The sequence below is a fragment of the Novosphingobium pokkalii genome (assembly GCF_014652855.1).
GTDB classification, from domain to species: Bacteria; Pseudomonadota; Alphaproteobacteria; order Sphingomonadales; family Sphingomonadaceae; genus Novosphingobium; species Novosphingobium pokkalii.
Genome location: NZ_BMZP01000003.1, coordinates 190,210 through 209,165 on the forward strand (window position 1 = coordinate 190,210; position 18,956 = coordinate 209,165).

The following is an 18,956-nucleotide window of genomic DNA, read 5'->3' on the forward strand; positions in this document are numbered from 1 at the left end:
ATGGCCTATGAAACGATTACGGTAACCCAGGTGACCCCGGCGATCGGCGGGGAAGTGTCGGGGCTGGACCTGACCAAGCCGCTGCCAGAGGCCCAGGTGGCCGAACTCAAGGCCGCCATGGCCGATCGGCTGGTGCTGTTCTTCCGCGACCAGCCGCTGTCCCACGAAGACCATATCCGCCTGGCGCAGTATTTCGGCGGCGTCCACATCGCGCCCAGCACCAAGCCCTGGCAGGTGCCCGGCCACCCCGAAGTGACGATCATCCATGCCGACGAGAACAGCACGTTCGTGGCCGGCGAAGACTGGCATTCCGACATGAGCTGCGACGAGGCCCCGCCGATGGGCTCGATCCTCTATCTCCACACCATCCCGCCAGTGGGTGGCGACACGGTGTTTTCCAACATGTATGCCGCCTATGACGCGCTGTCTGACCGGATGAAGGCCTATCTCGAAGGCTTGACCGCCGTGCACGATGCCGTGGTCGGCTTTGGCGGCATCACGCCCGAGGGGATGAAGCTGCCGCGCCACAGCCACCCGGTGATCCGCACCCATCCGGTCACGGGCAAGAAGTGCATCTACGTGAACCGGGGCTTCACCACCCATATCGAGGGCATTCCCGCGATCGAGAGCCGCGCGATCCTCAATTACCTCTACGAGCACGTGCAGCACCCGATGTTCCAGTGCCGCTTCCGCTGGCAGCAGCACTCGATCGCCTTCTGGGACAACCGCTGCGCACAGCATTCGGCGATCTGGGACTATTTCCCGCAGCGCCGCTCGGGCTATCGCGTGCAGATTCTGGGCGAAAAGCCGGAATGAGCGCCGCGCCGCGCGCTGTCACGGCGCGCGAAGGCGCAGTGGTGATCGCCGTTTCGCTGGCCCTGTTTGCCGGGCAAGGCATTGTCTTTGCCGGTATGGGGCTGGCGCTGTTTGCCACTGGCCAGGCGCTGAACCTTGGCCCGGCGGCCCTGGGCGGTGCCTTCACCATGGTGATCGTGGGCGCGAGCATCGGGGCGACGCTTCCGGTGTGGCTGATGGCGCGCATCGGCGGGCGCCTGACGATGACCGGCGGCGCGCTGGCCATGGCGGCCGGGCTGGCACTTGCGGGCCTGGCCACCAGCCTTGCCCTGCTGCTGCCGGCCATGGCCCTGGTGGGCGCAGGCTTTTCGCTGCTGGCCAATACGCCCGCCTATACCATGATCGCGGGCTGGTCCGGCCCGCGCACCGAGCGCGTGCTGGGTCTTTACCTGATGACCGGCGCGCTGGGCAATGCGGCGGGGCCGGCCGTGGGGCAGGCCCTGATCGACAGCGGCGTCGGCTATTGGCGCGGCACTTGCGCCATTGCCCTGGCGCTGGCCGCACTGCTGCTGCTTGGCCTGCGCGATCCGCCTGCTTCACCTGTAACCGACCAGCCGCGAACTGAGGGATGGTGGCGCCCGCTGGTGAACGCCCGCTTTGCCGTGCTGGCCATTGCCATGGTGCTGAGCCAGGCGGTGATCATGACCGCGCTGAGCGTGGCGCCGGCCCATCTCACCCCGGCACTGGGCTGGAGCGATAGCGCCGTCGCCCGCGTGCTCGCACTGCAAGGGCTGCTGGGCGCGCTCGGCACCGGTCTTGCCGGGTTTGCTCTGCGCCACCTGCGCGCCGCGACGCTGCTGGCCCTGGCCATGGCGGCGACCGCGCTGGGCATGGGCGCCCTGGCGCAAGGCAGTGCGCTGATGGTCAACTGGGGCTTCGTGCCGCTGTTCGGCGTGGGCTCTGCCCTGGTCGCCATGGCGGTGACCGTGCTGCTGATGGAATGGTTCGGCCATGAGGCCGGCACGGCCGGCCTGGCGCTGTGCTGGACGCTCGCCGGCTTGGCCGCGCTCGGGCCGGGCCTCGCCGGCGTTCTGGCGCAATGGACCGGCAGCTATGCCGGCGCGCTATGGCTGCTGGGTGCGGCATGCCTGCCGGTGGCCATGGCGACAGCGGCCTTGCGCCACGCCTGACAGCCACAAGAAAACCCGGCGGATCGCTCCGCCGGGCTGATCTGTCAGGCCAGTTCGCGTCAGGAAATCAGGCGCGGGACCGACATGCCGCGCACGTCGAAATGGGCATCGGGATGCTCGGCCGCGCCATCGCGCGGGGCGGCGCGGTGCTGGACCACGCCGTTCTTGCCAAAGCCTTCGACCACCGGCCGGGCGCCCTTGCTCGAAAGCCACAGGCGCAGCAGGTGGCGCTTGCGCTGCGGTTCGGGCCAGTCCCAGAACGTGGTGCGCGCGTGCAGCGCGGCATAGTTCGACAGCCACTGGATATCGCCAGGGCGGAAATCCATCTCGATCGCCATGCCCTCTTCATACGTGATCTCGTCGAACAGACGCAGCACTTCGATCTGGTCGTCCGTCAGCTTGGGCACGCCTTCGTATTCCTGCGCGGTGAGGATATAGAGCGAGCCGGCATACATACTGAACACCCCGTCCTTCAGGCTGACGATCGGCGAGGTATAGGTATCGGCCGGCGCCTCGTGGTCCTGGCGGCGCCAGTCCCAGTGGAACGGCTCGAACAGCAGCGGCGCCAGATCGGGGCGGCGGCGCAGGATCTCGTTGTAGATTTCTGCCCCTGAAACGAGGCACGACAGCCCGCCTTCGCGCGCCCCGCGCAGGCACATCAGCGCGACGATATCCGAACTGTCGGAATGATAGACCAGCTTGTCGCGCACCTTGGACGAAAGCGCCGTGGGATCGTCCATGGTCTTGTCCGACGTGGCATAGACGTGATCGAGCAGGTCGCCCATCTCGTTCTGGCGGATCGGATCGCCCATGTGCAGGCCGAGGATGTAATAGATCGCGCACGAGAGGGCGTCTGAATAGAGCTCCGCCCGCAAGCCGCGCACCAGCACAAAGCCGCGGCCGAATTCGACTTCCTGGCGCCATTCCTCGCAAGCCTGCGCGGTTTCCACCAGGGGGTAGTCCTGCGCCTGCACAGTGCGCAGGTCGGGATTTTCAGCCATGAAGCGCGTGCCCAGCGCTTCCAGTTCGGCAACCTGGGCCGCGCTCAGCTCATAGACCCAGTCCTGGCCCTGGCTGAGCTGGTCACCCCGCCAGGCAGCGCGGCTGGTGATGGGCGAGAGCACCGGGGCGGGAGGCGTGATCACGGACAAGGCTCAATTCCTTTGCTTGCAGTGGGGCGTTGCACCACGCCTGCCATGATGCAGTGCGCCACGTCTTGACGAGGCGCGCAAGACCTTTGGACCCCAGCCCCCAAAAAGGCGCCGCCCCACAATCGGTCTTTCGTGAGCCTTGCAGCGCAACATGGTTCTTGCTGCAACGCGGATCGGTCAACTATTCGTGCGTTGCCGCGCAAGACCGCAGGGCGCTTGTCCAACGATGCTGGCACCACACAACAAGCCTGCCACGCTGAAGGCCAGGTTCAGGGAGAACATAAGAGCCCGACCCAAAAGTCTGGCGGGTCGGGCTCCAGAGCCGAGAGGCTGCCTGAAAGCGATGAAAAGCATTCTTCGAGGGGGGAATCCCATGCGAGCGTCATCCGTCCTGCTCACTGCCACTGCATCGCTTCTGGCGCTTGTCGCCCCATTTGCCGTCACGTCTGCCCGGGCGGCTAATGCCGCCCCCGAACCTGCGCCGGCGCCAGCCGCTGCCGTCGATGCCAACGGCGATCCGCTCGGCACCATCGTGGTCAACGGCGAAAAGCGGGAAGTGAACCTGCAATCGGCGGCCATCGCCATCAGTACCGTGTCCGACGATGCGCTGCGCCAGCGCAATGCCACCGAACTGGCCGATCTCAACGGCTTCGTGCCGGGCCTGACCGTCACCAAGAGCGAAGGCAACGAGCGCGTCATCGCCATTCGCGGTGTCGGCTATGAAACCGCGCAAAATCCCAATTCGCAGCCCGGCGTCGCCTTCCACATCGACGGGGTCTACATTGCCCACGTCGTGGCGCTGAACCAGGATCTGCTCGATGTCGATCACGTGGAAGTGCTGCGCGGGCCGCAGGGTACCGTGTTCGGCCAGACCTCCACCGGTGGCGCGATCAACGTGATCACCCGCAAGCCGGTGCTCGGCGTGACGACCGGCGAAGCGCAGGTCAGCTATGGCAACTACAACTATGTCCGCGCCATGGGCACGCTCAACGTGCCGCTGGCCGAAACGCTGGCGGTGCGCGGCACGGTGCAATACCTGCGCCACGATGGCTATGGCTATGCCGTGGGCGTGCCGGGCTATGCCAAGTATCCGCTCGACGATGCCAACAACCTGGGCGCGCATGTCTCGCTGCTGTGGCAGCCCTCGCCCGATACCTCGGTCACGCTCTCGGCGCAGACTTTCGATGCCGATCACAACGCCGCGCTGCAAAAGTGCCTGCTGTGCAGCACCGATCCCGCCGCCGGCAGCACCACCTATATCGCCGATCCCAGCACCAACCCGCGCGTGGTGAACCAGGACTATGGCGGCAAGTACAACACCAAGACGCGCATGGCCTATCTCTCGATCGCGCAGACGATCGACGACAAGGTCGTGCTCAAGTCGGTGACCGCCTACCAGTATCTCAACAAGAACCAGAGCGGCGACAACGACCGCTATGTCTATGCCAACTATCACGACAACATCGTCAAGTGGCAGGACTACAGCAGCACCTGGACGCAGGAAGTCTCGGCCTCGTCCACGCCGAACAAGTCGGTCGAATGGGTCGTCGGCGGGTTCTATCTGCGTCAGCACGCGCTTCAAAACATCCTGGAATATACCACCGGCGGCTTTTCCACCGATCCCAGCAACGGGGAGGCCGTGTCGTTCCAGACCGACAGCCCCTATCAGCACACCTCATGGGCCGGCTATGGCCAGGCGATCGTTCACGCCACCGACAAGCTCGATCTGATCGCCGGCGCACGCTATAGCTGGGACAAGATTTCCGCCCAGCCCGTGCAGTATTTCGCGGTGGTCACGCCGCGCACTTCCACCAGCGACGCGGTGACCGGCAAGCTCAGCCTGCAATACCGGCTCGATACCGATCACATGGTCTATGTCACCGGCTCCAAGGGCTACAAGCCCAGCGGCGTCACCTTTGCCGGCAGTTCGATCTTCGTGAAGGACACCTACAAGAAGGAAACCGTCTGGGCGGCCGAAATCGGCTCAAAGAACGAGTTCTTCAACAAGACCCTGCGCTTCAACGTGGCGGGCTATTACTACTGGTACAAGGATTTCCAGTTCACCGCCGAAGACCCGGTGCCCTTTGCCGGCGGCACGGCCAATATCCCGCGCGCCGAAACCTATGGCATCGAGTTCGAAACCACCTGGGCGCCGACCAAACAATTGCGCTTTGATGGCAACCTGGCGCTGGCCGAAGGCAAGTTCCACGGCGACTATTACACCATCGACAAGCAGACCGCGCAGGATGTACGCGCTGCCGCCTATGCCGCTGCCGGCTATCCCGCAGACTGGTATTACGACAGCGCCGTGATCAACGCTGTCAAGGCCGCCGCCACCAACACCAACGGCAAGAAGATCCCCAAGCTGCCGGGCGTGCAGGGCAGCTTTGCCGCCACTTACACCGCGCCGGTCGGCCCGGGCGAACTGATGCTGCGCGGCGAAGTGATCTATCGCGGCAAGTTCAACTCGCGCATCTTCAACGTGCCGCAGTTCGACACCGTGCCCGCCTATACCATCGGCAACCTGATGATCCAGTATCAGCCCGATGCCTCGCCGTTCAACTTCTCGGTGACCGGCACCAACATCACCGACAAGGCCGGGGTCAGCAACAAGTTCGCCGATCCCTATGGTTCGGGTACGACGAGCGTGGAATACATCCCGCCGCGCCAGGTCTTTGCCACAATCGGCTACAAGTTCTGACTTCGACGCATGAAGTCCACCTTGCCGGCAGCGCGGATCATCCCCGCGCTGCCGTTTTTTGCGTCAGTCGATCAGGCGGTGCACTTCGGTGACGAAAGCCTTGGCCGCCTTGGCCACATCTTCCACGCTGCGCCCGGCCTTGTAGAGCGCCGAGCCCAGCCCGCCACCGGCCGCGCCGGCCGCCATCCAGTCGCCCAGGTTCTGCGGCGTCACACCGCCCACCGCGAGCACCGGCACATGGCGCGGGATCACGGCCAATTGCGCCTTGAGCACCGTGGGGCTGGCCGCTTCGGCCGGGAACAGCTTGAGGCCGTGCGCGCCAGCGTCCAGCGCGGCAAAGGCTTCGGTGGGCGTGGCATAGCCGGGCAGCGCGACCATGCCCAGTTCCACGCTGCGCGCGATCACCGCCGGGTTGACGTTGGGCGAAACCATCAGCTTGCCGCCCACGCCATGCACCGCCTCGACATCGGCGACGGACAGCACCGTGCCCGCGCCAACCAGCACGGTATCGCCATAGCGGTGCGCGATCTTGCCGATCGAGACCAGCGGCTCGGGCGAATTGAGCGGCACTTCGATCATGCTGAAACCGGCCTGGACCAGGGCATCGGCCATGGCCTCGATCTCGTCGGGGCGCACCCCGCGCAGGATCGCCACCAGCGGGCAGTGGCGCATGGCCTGCGCAAAACGGTCGGCCGCCTCATGAGCGGGGGTATGGTCAGTGATCACGAACGAGGCTCCAGATCTGGGCAATGCCGGCAACGAACGCGGCATGGCTGTCAACGAGGTGGGCGCGGCCGCCGCATTGCGCAATGGCCGAGGTGTAGAGCGCGCCGAGCATGGGATCGGCGAGCAGGTAGACGTCGACGCCCGGCCCCACGCCCGCGCCGCGCACGTCGCTGCCGATCAGCAGGCCAGAGGCGTGGGCGGCGCTGTCTTCCACCGCGCGCAGGCCGAGCAACGCGGAAGCGCGCACGCCGAACAACGCGGTGAGCAGGGCGGGATCGGCACTGGCGGCAACCCCGCCGGCAAAGGCCGGGCCATCGGCCACCGGCCCGCCGAGGAATTCCGCCAGCAGGCTGTGCTGCTTGAGCAGGGCAAACATCTCGCCGGTCATGCTGGTCGAAAACGCGGCGACGGCCCCGCCCTGCATCCGTGCCCACTTGCAGTGGGTGCCGGGCTGGCACAACAGCGCGTCGGCCGGGGCAAGGCCGGCGCTCACCGCGCCGAGCAGTTGCACTTCTTCCCCGCGCATCACATCGCCGCGCGGGTCTGACAGGCCCGGCACGATCCAGGTGCGCGGCGCCACTTCATGCAGCGCCCCGGCAATCTCTGCCGCGCCCGAGGGGCACGAGAGATAGGGCACCATGGCCCAGCCGCGCTGCGAGCCGACCATGCCGGCGGCGATCACCGGCCAGTCACCCAGCCTGGCGCGGATGGCGGCCACTTCTTCGGCAAAACCGCCCGGCCCCACCGCGAGCACGCCGCGATCGTCGCGGAAGGTTTCGTGCACGGTCCCGCTGGCGTCGAGCAGGTAGACCCGGCGATTGGTGGTGCCCCAATCGATGGCAAGAAAACGGTCGGTCACGGTCACATCACCACCAATAGGCATAGAGAGCGACGAGAATCGCCAGGATCGCCAGCGCCGCCGCATTGAAGCCGGGGCTGGTGCGGAACAGCGTGGCTTCCTTGCGGATGCCGGCGCCCTGTTGCACCTGCGGGCGCGCGAGCGAAACCCCCATGGCCAGCAACAGCGACACGACGAAGATGATCGCCATGCGGTTCATGAACGGCACGGCTTCGAGCGCGGCAATCCCGCCAAAGCGGAACACCAGGCTGAGCAGCACCGAAGCGACGGCACCGGTCAGCGCGCCGGCCTCGGTCGCGCGCGGCCAGAACAGGCCGAGCAGGAAGATCACGGTGATCCCCGGCGTGACGAAGCCCGAGAACTCCTGGATATACTGGAACGCCTGGTCCAGCCCGCCCAAGAGCGGGCGCGCAGTGAGGATCGCGATGACCACGGCCAGCGCAGCGGCCACGCGGCCCACAGCCACCAGCTTCTTCTCGCTCTGCTCGCCCTTGGCGAAGCGGGCATAGATATCGAGGGTGAAGATCGTGGCGATCGAGTTGATTTTGCTGGCCGTCGACGCGATGATCGCGGCCACCAGCGCAGCAAACACCAGGCCGAGCAGGCCCGGCGGCAGCAGGCGCATCATCGCCGGATAGGCTTCATCCGGCTTGGCCAGGTTCGGCGCCAGCAGCACGGCGGCAATGCCCGGCAGCACGATGATGATCGGCATGATCAGCTTGAGGAAGCCGGCAAAGACCATGCCGCGCTGCGCCTCGGGCAGGCTCTTGGCCGCCAGCGCGCGCTGGATGATATACTGGTTGCAGCCCCAGTACGACAGGTTCGCGATCCACATGCCGCCGATGATCACCGACAGGCCCGGCAGATCCTTGTAGTGCGGATCGTTAGCCGACAGGATCATGTGGAAGTGATCCGGGGCCTGCGCCACAAGGGCCTTGAAGCCCGAGACGATGCCCGGCCCATCGCCATAGAGCTGGCCGATCTGCCCGAGCGTGAGCCAGGCAATCACCAGCCCGCCCAGCACCAGCAGCGTGACCTGGACGATATCGGTCAGCGCCACGGCCTTGAGCCCGCCGCGCAACTGATAGAGCAGCGCGAACACGCCCAGCCCCGCCAGCGCCACGTCCTGGTTCACGCCCGCCACCTGCATCACGGCGACAGAGCCGAGCCAGATGATCGAGGTGAGGTTCACGAAGACATAGAGCACCAGCCAGAACACCGCCATGACCGTGCGGATCGTGGGGCCAAAGCGCTGCTCCAGGAACTGCGGCATGGTGTAGATGCCGTTGGCGAGGAAAATCGGCAGGAAATACTTGGCCACCAGCAGCAGCGTGGCCGCCGCCATCCATTCGTAGGAGGCGATGGCGAGGCCAATGGCATAGCCCGATCCGGCCATGCCGACGATCTGCTCGGCCGAAATGTTGGCCGCGATCAGCGAGGCGCCGATCGCCCACCATGGCAGCGATTTCGATGCCAGGAAGTAATCGGTGGTGTCGGTCTGGTGGCCGGCCTTCTCCCGGCTGACCCATTGGGCCAGCACGAAGATGAACACGGCATAGGCCGCCACCACCACGGCATCGAGTGTCGATAGGCTCATTTCCCGCCCTCTCTGGCATTTTGCCCGGAATTTGGTCTTGCCAATTCCGATTCGTGTCTATTTATATGATTAAAAGAGCACACTACCCCGAAGGGATCACCGTGGCATTCCAACCGCTCGAAGCACGCGACGCGCTCGGCCGCAATCTCACCTATGGCCTGCTCGATCGGCTCGGCTCGATGATCGTCGGCGGCGCCTTTGCCGGCCGCCCGTTCCCCACCGAGGCAGAGCTGTCGGAAACCCATGGCGTCAGCCGCTCGGTCACGCGCGAAGCGGTCAAGATGCTCACCGCCAAGGGCCTGGTCAGCGCGCGCCCGCGCCAGGGCACGATCATCCAGCCCGACAGCCAGTGGAACCTGTTCGATCCCGACGTGCTGCGCTGGATGCTGGAGCGGCGCTTCTCGATCGACCTGCTCACCCATTTCGGCCAGTTGCGCGTGGCGATCGAGCCTGCCGCCGCCGCCTTGGCCGCGCGCGAGGCAAGCGAGGATGGCCTGGCCCTGATCCGCGCCGGCTTTGCCCGCATGCAGGCGGCCGATGCCGGGCAGGATGACGTGCTGGAAGCCGACGTGGCTTTTCACGTCGCCATCCTCAAGGCTTCGGGCAATCCGTTCTTCGGCCAGTTCCGCGATGTCGTCTCCACCGCGCTCAAGACCTCGATCCGCTATACCAACCGCATCGTTGGCCGCAGCGCCGATCTGGAAGCGCACGAAATGGTGATGAACGCGATCCTGGCGCGCGACGAGGCCAGCGCGCAGACCCGCATGCGCGTGATCATCGAGGACGCGCTCGATGCCATCCGCAAGAACGAGGAAGCACTGGCCTGACATCGCCGCCCTGCCCTAGCCGCCGAAACGCGGCGTGGGGCAGCCGCGAAAGCCGGTACCGGTCACTTCGAACAGCACCCCGCCCTGCGCTTCGTCCACCCCATCGGCGGCGGAACTGACGAACAGGCGATCGAGATTTTCCCCGGCAAAGGCCAGGTTGGTGATCTGGCTGGCCGGCAGGTCGATGCAGTGCGTGCGCGTGCCATCGGCCAGGAAGCGGCTGACGCAGCCCACGCCCCAGTGTGCGATCCAGATGCCGCCCTGGCTGTCGATGGTCATGCCATCGGGCGAGCCCCAGCTTTCGGGAAAGTCCAGGAACGTCTCGCGCGGGCCCAGCGTACCATCGCCGCGATAGGCAAAGCGATAGACCCGGCCCAGCGCGCTGTCGGTGTGGTAGAGCCACTGCCCATCGGCCGAGAGCACCGGGCCATTGGCGATGCGATAGCCGCTGTCCACCCGGCTCCACGACAGATCGGGATCGAGCCGGTAGAAATGGCCAGTGGGCGTTTCCCCGTCCATGTTCATCGTGCCGGCCCAGATGCTGCCGCGCGGGCAGACCATGGCATCGTTCATGCGGTTGCGCGGCAGATCGGGTTCCGGCGCGCCGATCAGCACGCAGGAAAACGGTTCGAGCGTGATCGTGGCAAAGCCGCCGCGCAGCCCGGCGATGAAGCCCGGCCCGCTCTCGCGCTCCAGCACCCAGCCGATCATGTCGGGCACGTCCCATTCGGCCACCAGGCCGCTGGCCAGGTCCAGCCGGTTGATTCGCTGGCCGATGATGTCCACCCAGAACAGCGCCTGCTGGCGGGCTGACCACAGCAGCCCTTCGCCCAGCAGATCGCGGGTGTGCATCGCGCCCGGTCGCGCCACGGGCACTACTTGAATGGTATCAGTGGCTGTCACGGGGCACTCCATAGACTTGGGCAACCTTCTGGAACCGTACGGCGTCCTCGATCACCGCGCCACCGGCGAACTGCCCGGTGATCTTGCGGCTGAGCGCCTGCCACGGGGTCTGGTCTTCGGGGAAGCGGAACGGCTCGGCGGCCAGCGCGGCACGGCGCTCGGCCAGTTCGGCATCGGAGACCAGCAGGTTGACGCTGCGGGTCTTGAGATCGACGCGGATGCGATCGCCATCGCGCAGGATGGCCAGCCCGCCGCCCACGGCCGCCTCGGGGCTGGCATTGAGGATCGAGGGACTGCCCGAAGTGCCCGACTGGCGCCCGTCGCCCAGGCACGGCAGCGCGTCCACGCCCGCGCGGATCAGCGCGGCGGGCGGGCGCATGTTGACCACTTCGGCGCCACCGGGATAGCCGATCGGCCCGGCGCCCCGGATCACCAGGATCGAGCGCTCGTCGATGCCCAGCGCGGGATCGTCGATCCGCGCGTGATAGTCTTCCGGCCCGTCGAACACGAAGACCTGCCCCTCGAACGCTTCGGGATCATCGGGGTTGGACAGATAGCGCGCGCGGAACTGGTCGCTGATCACGCTTTTCTTCATCACCGCCGCGTCGAACAGGTTGCCGCCCAGCACGGTGAGCCCGGCGGCGAGCTTGAGCGGACGGTCGAGCGGGCGGATCACGTCTTCATCGGCAATCTGCACATGGGCGACATTGTCGGCCACGGTCTTGCCATTGGCGGTCAGCGCGCTGCCGTCGAGCAGCCCGGCGCGGGCGAGTTCACCCATCACCGCCGGCACGCCGCCCGCGCGGAAATAGTCCTCGCCCAGGTATTCGCCCGAGGGTTGCAGGTTGACCAGCAGCGGAATGTCCGCACCGTGGCTTTCCCAGTCCTCCAGCGTCAGGTCCACGCCGACGTGGCGGGCAATCGCGTTCAGGTGGATCGGCGCGTTGGTCGATCCGCCGATCGCGGAATTGACGCGGATGGCGTTGAGGAACGCGGCCTTGGTCAGGATGTCGGACGGCTTGCGATCGGCCGCGACCATTTCGACGATCTGCTTGCCGGTGTAATAGGCGCATTCCTGCCGGTCGCGGTGCGGTGCGGGGATCGCCGCCGAGCCGGGCAGGCTCATGCCCAGGGCTTCGGCCAGCGAATTCATCGTCGTGGCCGTGCCCATGGTGTTGCAATAGCCGGTCGAGGGCGCGCTGCTGGCGACCAGTTCGATGAACCCCTTGAAATCGATCTCGCCCTTGGACAGCATCTCGCGCGCTTTCCACACGATCGTGCCGCTGCCGGTGCGCTTGCCTTCATGCCAGCCGTTGAGCATCGGCCCGACCGACAGGGCAATGGCGGGAATATTGACCGTGGCCGCCGCCATCAGCGCGGCGGGCGTGGTCTTGTCGCAACCGATGGTCAGCACCACGCCATCGAGCGGATAGCCAAACAGTACTTCGACGAGGCCGAGATAGGCCAGGTTGCGATCGAGCCCGGCCGTCGGGCGCTTGCCGGTTTCCTGGATGGGGTGCAGCGGAAATTCGATGGGAATGCCGCCCGCCTCGCGAATGCCGTCGCGCACGCGGCTGGCCAGCACCAGGTGGTGGCGATTGCAGGGGGAAAGATCGCTGCCGGTCTGGGCAATGCCGATGATCGGACGATCGGACTGCAATTCCTCGATCGTCAGGCCATAGTTGAGATAGCGTTCGAGATAGAGCGCGGTCATGTCGGCCGATTCGGGATTGTTGAACCAGGCGCGCGAACGCAGCCCTTTACCCAGGCCGCCGCCGTTGTTGCCGTTATCGTTGCCCACCGCTGCCATTCCTTCCATTTGCCTTCTTATGGGCCGGCGCGCGTTGCCCCGCCGCTATCCCCGCCCATTGACCTCTCTAACCATATATATATGATAAATGTAAAGAGCCACCGATAAGCTTGCGAGGACCCTGAAAATGCCCCCTTCTCCGATCCGCCTGGGCCTGGTGGGACTGGGCAAGATTGCCCGCGACCAGCATCTTCCCGCGATCACGGCAAATTCCGGGTTCGACCTGGTCGCCGTGGCCGATCCGATCCACCGCATCGACGGTGTTCGCGGCTATGCCGGGCTTGACGAAATGCTGGCGGGCGAAGCGGGTCGGCTCGATGCCGTGGCGCTGTGCACGCCGCCCTCGGTGCGCGTGCCCCTTGCCCGGCAGGCCATCGCCGCCGGGCTGGATGTCCTGCTGGAAAAGCCGCCGGCCGCTGCCCCCACCCAGGCCGAAGCCCTGGCACAACTGGCTGCCCGCGCCGGCGTCACGCTCTATGCCGCCTGGCACTCGCGCGAAAGCGAAGTGGTGGAAGCCGCGCGCGCCTGGCTCGCCACGCGCAATGTTCGGAGCGTGCACATCGCCTGGCGCGAGAACGTGCGCCAGTGGCATCCGGGGCAAGACTGGCTGCTGGCCAAGGGCGGCTTTGGCGTGTTCGATCCGGCCATCAACGCCTTTTCGATCCTGACCGAAATCCTGCCCGCCGGCATCTGCGTGGAAGGGGCCGACCTGATCGTCCCGGCCAATCGCCAGTCGCCCACCGACGCGCACGTGCGGATGCGGTGCAGCACGGGCGCGCCGATCACCGCCGATCTCTCGATCCTGCAACCCGGCCACCAGCAATGGGATATTGTGGTGCAGACCGACGATGGCGACCTGGTGCTGCGCGAGGGCGGCCATCGCCTGGAAATCGGCGGAACGCTGCGCCAGGAATCCGGCAACGACGAATATCCCCGTATCTATCGCCGCTTTGCCGATCTCATCGCGCGGCGCGCCAGCGATGCCGACGCCAGCCCGCTGGCACTGGTGGCCGATGCCCTGTTGCTCGGCGCTGTGACCACCGGCCCCGATTTCGAGTTCTGAACGATGATCCCCAACCCCACTGCCGACCGCCGCACCGCCCTTGCTCTGGGCCTTGCTGGCCTTGCCACCGGTGCCACGCCCGCGCTGGCTGCAACAGCCGCGACCACGGCCATCACACCGGCATCGCCTTCGCCCCGCCGCCGTGAACGGCTGGCCGATGGCTGGCGCTTTGCCCTGGGCCATGCGGCAGACATGGCGCGCGATTTCGATTTCGGGCTATGGCAGCGCACCTATGCCAAGCCGGGCCAGGCTGTCTCACCCGCCACCATGGCCGATTTCAACGACAGCGCCTGGGCTTCCGTGCGCGTGCCGCACGATTGGGCGGTGGACCTGCCCTATGCCCCGCCCAAGGCGGCGGTGGCCAAGGACCAGGAAGACATGGCGGCAGCGCACGGCTTCCGCGCCATCGGCCGCGATTTCCCCCAGAACAGCGTGGGCTGGTATCGCCGCAAACTGCCGATCGGCGCCAGTGACAAGGGCCGCGCGATCTGGCTGGAATTCGATGGCGTGTTCCGCAACTGCAAGGTTTTCGTCAACGGCTATGAAGCCGGTGGCAGCGCCTCGGGCTATGCCCCGTTCCGCGTCGATATCGCCGATTTCCTCAACTATGACGGCACGCCCAACCAGTTGGCGCTGCGCGTCGATGCCACGCTGGGCGAAGGCTGGTTCTATGAAGGCGCCGGCATCTATCGCCATGTCGACCTGGTCAGCGCCGCGCCGCTGCACGTGCCGCAATGGGGCACCTGGGTGCGCAGCACGGTCGATGCCGGGGGCGCGCAGGTCGCCATCGAAACCACGCTCGCCAACGCAGCCGAAGCGGCCGGCAGCGTGCAATTGCGCCATCGCGTGATCGCGCCGGATGGCACGACAGCGACCACGATCGCGCCGAGCGAGGCCATCGCGCTGGCGCCGGGCGGTCAAGCGCTGGCCAAGGCTTCGCTCGCCCTGCCCGCGCCGCGCCTGTGGTCGCCCCAGACCCCGCATCTCTACACGCTGGAAACCGCCGTGCTGGTGGATGGCCAAGAGGTGGACCGGGTGGAAACCCGCTTCGGCATCCGCACCCTGGCCTTCGACGGCACGCGCGGCTTTGCCGTCAACGGCCAGCCGGTGAAGCTGCTGGGCGTGTGCAACCACCAGGACCACGCCGGCGTCGGCACGGCCATTCCCGATGCCCTGCATGCCTGGCGCGTGGCGCAGACGCAGGGCATGGGCGCCAATGCCTGGCGCAGCGCGCACAATCCGCCCGCCCAGGCCCTGCTCGATATCTGCGACGCGAGCGGCATGATGATGATTGCCGAAACCCGGCTCAACACCACCAACCCGGAAGCGCTGGACGAACTGGAGCGGATGATCCTGTCATCGCGCAACCACCCCGCGATCATCCTGTGGTCGGTGGGCAACGAGGAAGGGCACCAGGGCACCGAGCGTGGTCGGCGCCTGTCCGCCCAGCTCGTGGCGCGCTGCAAGCAGCTCGATCCCACGCGGCTGACCACCCAGGCGATGGACCAGGGCTGGGACGGCGGCGCGGCCGATGCGGTGGACGTGGTCGGCTTCAACTATCGCACCGACAAGATTCCCGCCTGGCGCCAGCGCCATCCCGGCAAGCCGGTGATCGGCACCGAAACCGGCAGCACCGTCGCCACGCGCGGCGCCTATGCCAACGATGCCGCCGCCCACGTGGTGCGCGCCTATGACACCGAGCATCCGTGGTGGGCGAGCACCGCCGAGGAATGGTGGAAAATCGTGGCCGCCGAGCCGGGCATTGCCGGCGGCTTCATCTGGACCGGCTTCGACTATCGCGGCGAGCCCACGCCCTATCCGCAGTTTCCCAGCGTCTCCAGCTATTTCGGGGCGATGGACCTGTGCGGATTGCCCAAGGACAACTATTACTACTACCGCGCCTGGTGGCGCCGCGACCAGCCGCTGGTCCACCTGCTGCCGCACTGGACCTGGACCGGGCGCGAAGGCCAGCCGATCGAGGTCTGGGCGCACGGCAACGCCGAGGAAGTGGAATTGCTGCTCAATGGCCGCTCGCTGGGCCGCAAGGCTATGCCGGAAAACGGCCACCTCGCGTGGCAGGTGCCCTATGCCCCCGGCACGCTGGAAGCGCGCGGCTATGCGCGGGGCAAGCTGGTGGCCCGCGACCGCCGCGTGACGGCCGGCGCGCCCGCCGCGCTGCGCCTGGTGACCGAGCGGACGCGCCTGGCCGCCGATGGCGACGATCTGGCCGCCGTGCGCGTGGACGTGGTCGATGCCCATGGCACGCTGGTGCCCATGGCCGACACGCCGCTCACCTTTGCCGTGACCGGCGCCGCGCGGCTGATCGGATTGGGCAACGGCAATCCCACGTCCACCGAGCCGGACAAGGGCACCACGCGCCGCGCTTTCAACGGCCTGGCCCAGGCGCTGGTGCAAGGCACCGGCACGGTGGGCGGTGCCCGGCTCACCGTCAGCGCGGCGGGGCTCAAGCCTGCCAGCCTTGACCTCCTGTTCCACGCCTGACGCGAAAGGCCCCTTTTTTATGCCCCTGCTGCGCCGCGCGCTCTGCGCTTCCGCCTCGCTGTTCCTGGCCAGTTCGGCCATGGCTGCCCCACCTGCTCCACCTGCCCCGCCCCCGCTCTACCTGGGCGCGGACCTGTCGTTCACCAACGAGATGGAAGCTTGCGGGGCGAAGTTCCTCGACCATGGTAAACCCGCCGATCCGTTCGTGCTGCTCAAGCAGCATGGCGGCAACCTGATGCGCGTGCGGCTGTGGAACAACCCGACATGGACGCACTACAGCGCCTATGACGATGTGCTCAAGACGATCACCCGCGCCCATGCGGCGGGGCTCAACGTCCTGCTCGATTTCCATTATTCCGACGATTGGGCCGATGGCGACAAGCAGCCCGCCCCCGCCGCGTGGGCCGGCCTTTCCACCGATGCCCAGGTGAAGGCGCTGCACGATTACACCCGCGAAGTGCTCGACAAACTGGCCGCCGCCGGGCAACTGCCGGAAATGGTCCAGGTCGGCAACGAGACCAACGCGGCCATGCAGGGCGGCGCCAAGGACCAGCCGATCGACTGGGTGCGCAATGCCCGCCTGCTCAATGCCGGGATCAGCGCCGTGCGCGAAGCATCAAAGGCCCACGGCAAGCCGATCCAGATCATGCTGCACATTGCCCAGCCCGAAAACGTGATCCCGTGGTTCGACGATGCCACGGCCGCCGGGGTGCTGGATTACGACATCATCGGCATCAGCTATTATTCCAAGTGGTCGAAGTACAACCTCTCGGGCCTGGGCAAGGTGATCGACGCCGCCCACCGCCGCTATGGCGCGCAAGTCTGGGTGGTGGAGACGGCCTATGCCTTTTCCGACGACCATGCCGACGACACCACCAACCTGCTCGGCTCCGACAGCGCCATCCCGGGCTATCCCGTCAGCCCGCAGGGCCAGCGCAGGTATCTGGAAGACCTGACCCAGACCGTGGTCAACAACGGCGGCAACGGCGTGGTCTACTGGGCGCCGGACTGGGTTTCGACCAAGTGCAAGACTCGCTGGGGCACTGGTTCAAGCTGGGAAAACGCAGCGATGTTCGACATCAAGCGCCACGAAGCGCTGCCCGCGTTCGACTGGCTGGGCAAGACCTACACGCCGCAAGGCAAGTAAGCGAGGTGCGCGCCCGGTCGGCAACCGACCGGGCGCCACACGCAAGACAGGATCAGACCAGCCGCGCCTGCTTCACCGCTGCGGCGATGAAGCCCTTGAACAGCGGGTGCGGATCGAACGGGCGGCTCTTGAGTTCGGGGTGGAACTGCACGCCGATGAAGAACGGGTGGTCGGGCCGCTCGACGATTTCCGGCAGCAGCCCGTCGGGCGACATGCCGGCAAAGCGCAGGCCGCCCTGCTCCAGCGCCTCGCGATAGGCGACGTTCACTTCATAGCGATGGCGGTGGCGCTCGCTGATCGTGGTGGCGTCATAGATGCTGGCCACGTGGCTGTTGCCAGCCAGATGCGCTTCATAGGCGCCCAGGCGCATCGTGCCGCCAAGGTCGCCGCCGGCTTCGCGCTTTTCCAGGCCTTCGGCGGTCATCCATTCGGTGATGATGCCGACCACCGGCTCCTTGGTCGGGCCGAATTCGGTGGACGAGGCTTCGGCGATGCCGGCCGTGTTGCGCGCGCCTTCGATGCAGGCCATCTGCATGCCCAGGCAAATGCCGAAGAACGGCACGCCGCGTTCGCGGGCAAAGCGCACGCTGGCGATCTTGCCTTCCGAGCCGCGCTCGCCAAACCCGCCGGGCACCAGGATGCCGTGCATCGGTTCGAGATGGGCGGCAATCGCGCTGTCTTCCTGCTCGAACAGTTCGGCGTCGATCCAGCGCACATTGACTTTCACGCGGTTGGCCATGCCACCGTGCGCCAGTGCTTCGTTGAGCGACTTGTAGGCGTCTTGCAGGCCGACATACTTGCCCACCACGCCGATGGTCACTTCGCCTTCGGGGTTCTGGTAGCGGTCGACGATATCGTCCCACACCGAAAGGTTCGGCTCGGGCGCGGTCATGCCGAAGTGGCGCAGCACTTCCGCGTCCAGCCCTTCGGCATGATACTGCAACGGCACGGCATAGATGCTGCTGGCGTCGAGCGCGGGAATCACCGCCGATTTGCGCACGTTGCAGAACTGCGCGATCTTGGCGCGGTCGCTGTCGGGCAGCGGCTTTTCGCAACGGCACAGCAGGATATCGGGCTGGATGCCAAGCCCGGTCAGCTCGCGCACGGAATGCTGGGTTGGCTTGGTCTTCAGTTCACCGGCGGCCGCGATATAGGGCACCAGGGTAACGTGGACGAAGCAGGTCTGGTCGCGGTCCAGCTCGTTGTGCAACTGGCGCAGCGCCTCGATGAACGGCAGGCCCTCGATATCGCCCACCGTGCCGCCGATCTCGCACAGCACGAAATCGAGGTCTTCGGTCTCGGTCTGGGCAAAGTCCTTGATCGCGTCGGTCACGTGCGGAATCACCTGCACGGTCGCGCCCAGGTAATCGCCGCGGCGTTCCTTGGCGATGATGTCGCGATAGATGCGGCCCGAAGTGATGTTGTCCGCCTGGCGGGCGGAAACGCCGGTGAAGCGCTCGTAGTGCCCGAGGTCGAGATCCGTCTCGGCGCCGTCGTCGGTCACGAAGACTTCGCCGTGCTGATACGGGCTCATCGTGCCCGGATCGACGTTGAGATAGGGATCGAACTTGCGGATCCGCACTCGATAGCCACGTGCCTGGAGCAGCGCCGCGAGGCTTGCCGCCATGAGACCTTTGCCGAGCGAGGAGACCACGCCGCCGGTGATGAAAATGTACCGCGCCATG

General features: G+C 66.4%; 14 protein-coding genes. 7 read left to right on the forward strand and 7 right to left on the reverse strand.

Annotation, left to right across the window (positions count from 1 at the left end):
* Complete coding sequence (locus tag IE191_RS04485) at nucleotides 1-816, forward strand: TauD/TfdA dioxygenase family protein (protein WP_191323166.1); 816 nt, start codon at nucleotides 1-3, stop codon at nucleotides 814-816.
* Nucleotides 813-1,985 carry an MFS transporter gene (locus IE191_RS04490; protein WP_191323167.1) on the forward strand — a complete coding sequence of 391 codons (1,173 nt, stop codon included), beginning with the start codon at nucleotides 813-815 and terminating at the stop codon, nucleotides 1,983-1,985. Before IE191_RS04485 ends, IE191_RS04490 begins: the two co-directional genes overlap by 4 nt.
* Before the next feature lie 59 nt (nucleotides 1,986-2,044).
* Here IE191_RS04490 and IE191_RS04495 read toward each other — a convergent pair whose 3' ends face one another.
* On the reverse strand, nucleotides 2,045-3,130 hold the full coding sequence (locus IE191_RS04495; protein ID WP_229815100.1) for a TauD/TfdA family dioxygenase: 1,086 nt from the start codon (nucleotides 3,128-3,130) through the stop codon (nucleotides 2,045-2,047).
* A 379-nt stretch (nucleotides 3,131-3,509) separates the two neighbouring features.
* On the opposite strand from IE191_RS04495, the gene IE191_RS04500 reads away from it, so the two are divergent.
* Complete coding sequence (locus tag IE191_RS04500; RefSeq protein ID WP_191323169.1) at nucleotides 3,510-5,837, forward strand: TonB-dependent receptor; 2,328 nt, start codon at nucleotides 3,510-3,512, stop codon at nucleotides 5,835-5,837.
* Between the two features lie 63 nt (nucleotides 5,838-5,900).
* Here the strand turns inward: IE191_RS04500 and IE191_RS04505 are convergent, their stop codons facing one another.
* The 3 genes from IE191_RS04505 to IE191_RS04515 are packed head-to-tail and all read right to left on the reverse strand — an operon-like array spanning nucleotide 5,901 to nucleotide 9,019.
* The gene (locus IE191_RS04505) at nucleotides 5,901-6,509 is read right to left on the reverse strand and encodes a 2-dehydro-3-deoxy-6-phosphogalactonate aldolase (RefSeq protein WP_191323302.1); all 609 of its coding nucleotides are present in this window, start codon (nucleotides 6,507-6,509) and stop codon (nucleotides 5,901-5,903) included.
* A gap of 43 nt (nucleotides 6,510-6,552) precedes the next feature.
* A complete protein-coding gene (locus IE191_RS04510) occupies nucleotides 6,553-7,446 on the reverse strand; it encodes a 2-dehydro-3-deoxygalactonokinase (protein ID WP_191323170.1) in 894 nt (297 codons plus the stop codon).
* Complete coding sequence (locus tag IE191_RS04515; protein ID WP_191323171.1) at nucleotides 7,430-9,019, reverse strand: sodium:solute symporter family transporter; 1,590 nt, start codon at nucleotides 9,017-9,019, stop codon at nucleotides 7,430-7,432. Before IE191_RS04515 ends, IE191_RS04510 begins: the two co-directional genes overlap by 17 nt.
* Nucleotides 9,020-9,084: 65 nt before the next feature.
* Here IE191_RS04515 and IE191_RS04520 point away from each other — a divergent pair, with 65 nt between their 5' ends.
* The gene (locus IE191_RS04520; RefSeq protein ID WP_191323172.1) at nucleotides 9,085-9,846 is read left to right on the forward strand and encodes a FadR/GntR family transcriptional regulator; all 762 of its coding nucleotides are present in this window, start codon (nucleotides 9,085-9,087) and stop codon (nucleotides 9,844-9,846) included.
* Between the two features lie 15 nt (nucleotides 9,847-9,861).
* On the opposite strand, the gene IE191_RS04525 is transcribed toward IE191_RS04520, so the two are convergent.
* Nucleotides 9,862-10,749, reverse strand: coding sequence for an SMP-30/gluconolactonase/LRE family protein (locus tag IE191_RS04525; RefSeq protein ID WP_229815101.1), 888 nt, complete (start codon nucleotides 10,747-10,749; stop codon nucleotides 9,862-9,864).
* On the reverse strand, nucleotides 10,736-12,463 hold the full coding sequence (locus IE191_RS04530; protein ID WP_229815119.1) for an IlvD/Edd family dehydratase: 1,728 nt from the start codon (nucleotides 12,461-12,463) through the stop codon (nucleotides 10,736-10,738). Before IE191_RS04530 ends, IE191_RS04525 begins: the two co-directional genes overlap by 14 nt.
* Nucleotides 12,464-12,686: 223 nt before the next feature.
* On the opposite strand from IE191_RS04530, the gene IE191_RS04535 reads away from it, so the two are divergent.
* From IE191_RS04535 to IE191_RS04545, 3 genes are read left to right on the forward strand one after another with little or no spacing between them, the layout of a single operon-like run.
* Nucleotides 12,687-13,622 (forward strand): Gfo/Idh/MocA family protein, encoded by a 936-nt coding sequence (locus IE191_RS04535; protein ID WP_191323174.1) that lies wholly within the window; start codon nucleotides 12,687-12,689, stop codon nucleotides 13,620-13,622.
* Nucleotides 13,623-13,625: 3 nt separating this feature from the next.
* Nucleotides 13,626-16,124 carry a beta-galactosidase GalA gene (galA, locus tag IE191_RS04540; RefSeq protein WP_191323175.1) on the forward strand — a complete coding sequence of 833 codons (2,499 nt, stop codon included), beginning with the start codon at nucleotides 13,626-13,628 and terminating at the stop codon, nucleotides 16,122-16,124.
* 19 nt (nucleotides 16,125-16,143) lie between these two features.
* Nucleotides 16,144-17,271, forward strand: a complete 1,128-nt coding sequence (locus IE191_RS04545) for a glycoside hydrolase family 53 protein (RefSeq protein WP_229815102.1) — start codon at nucleotides 16,144-16,146, stop codon at nucleotides 17,269-17,271.
* Between the two features lie 52 nt (nucleotides 17,272-17,323).
* On the opposite strand, the gene pyrG is transcribed toward IE191_RS04545, so the two are convergent.
* On the reverse strand, nucleotides 17,324-18,955 hold the full coding sequence (pyrG, locus tag IE191_RS04550) for a CTP synthase (protein ID WP_191323176.1): 1,632 nt from the start codon (nucleotides 18,953-18,955) through the stop codon (nucleotides 17,324-17,326).
* Nucleotide 18,956 lies beyond the last annotated feature (1 nt).

Excerpts from the sequence above, each read along its gene's own strand:
- IE191_RS04485 (WP_191323166.1), top strand. The coding sequence starts at position 1 with ATGGCCTATGAAACGATTACGGTAACCCAGGTGACCCCGGCGATCGGC.
- IE191_RS04490 (WP_191323167.1), top strand. The coding sequence starts at position 813 with ATGAGCGCCGCGCCGCGCGCTGTCACGGCGCGCGAAGGCGCAGTGGTG.
- IE191_RS04500 (WP_191323169.1), top strand. The coding sequence starts at position 3,510 with ATGCGAGCGTCATCCGTCCTGCTCACTGCCACTGCATCGCTTCTGGCG.
- IE191_RS04505 (WP_191323302.1), bottom strand. The coding sequence starts at position 6,509 with ATGCGCCACTGCCCGCTGGTGGCGATCCTGCGCGGGGTGCGCCCCGAC.
- IE191_RS04510 (WP_191323170.1), bottom strand. The coding sequence starts at position 7,446 with ATGCCTATTGGTGGTGATGTGACCGTGACCGACCGTTTTCTTGCCATC.
- IE191_RS04515 (WP_191323171.1), bottom strand. The coding sequence starts at position 9,019 with ATGAGCCTATCGACACTCGATGCCGTGGTGGTGGCGGCCTATGCCGTG.
- IE191_RS04520 (WP_191323172.1), top strand. The coding sequence starts at position 9,085 with ATGATTAAAAGAGCACACTACCCCGAAGGGATCACCGTGGCATTCCAA.
- IE191_RS04530 (WP_229815119.1), bottom strand. The coding sequence starts at position 12,463 with ATGACCGCGCTCTATCTCGAACGCTATCTCAACTATGGCCTGACGATC.
- IE191_RS04535 (WP_191323174.1), top strand. The coding sequence starts at position 12,687 with ATGCCCCCTTCTCCGATCCGCCTGGGCCTGGTGGGACTGGGCAAGATT.
- galA (WP_191323175.1), top strand. The coding sequence starts at position 13,626 with ATGATCCCCAACCCCACTGCCGACCGCCGCACCGCCCTTGCTCTGGGC.
- IE191_RS04545 (WP_229815102.1), top strand. The coding sequence starts at position 16,144 with ATGCCCCTGCTGCGCCGCGCGCTCTGCGCTTCCGCCTCGCTGTTCCTG.
- pyrG (WP_191323176.1), bottom strand. The coding sequence starts at position 18,955 with ATGGCGCGGTACATTTTCATCACCGGCGGCGTGGTCTCCTCGCTCGGC.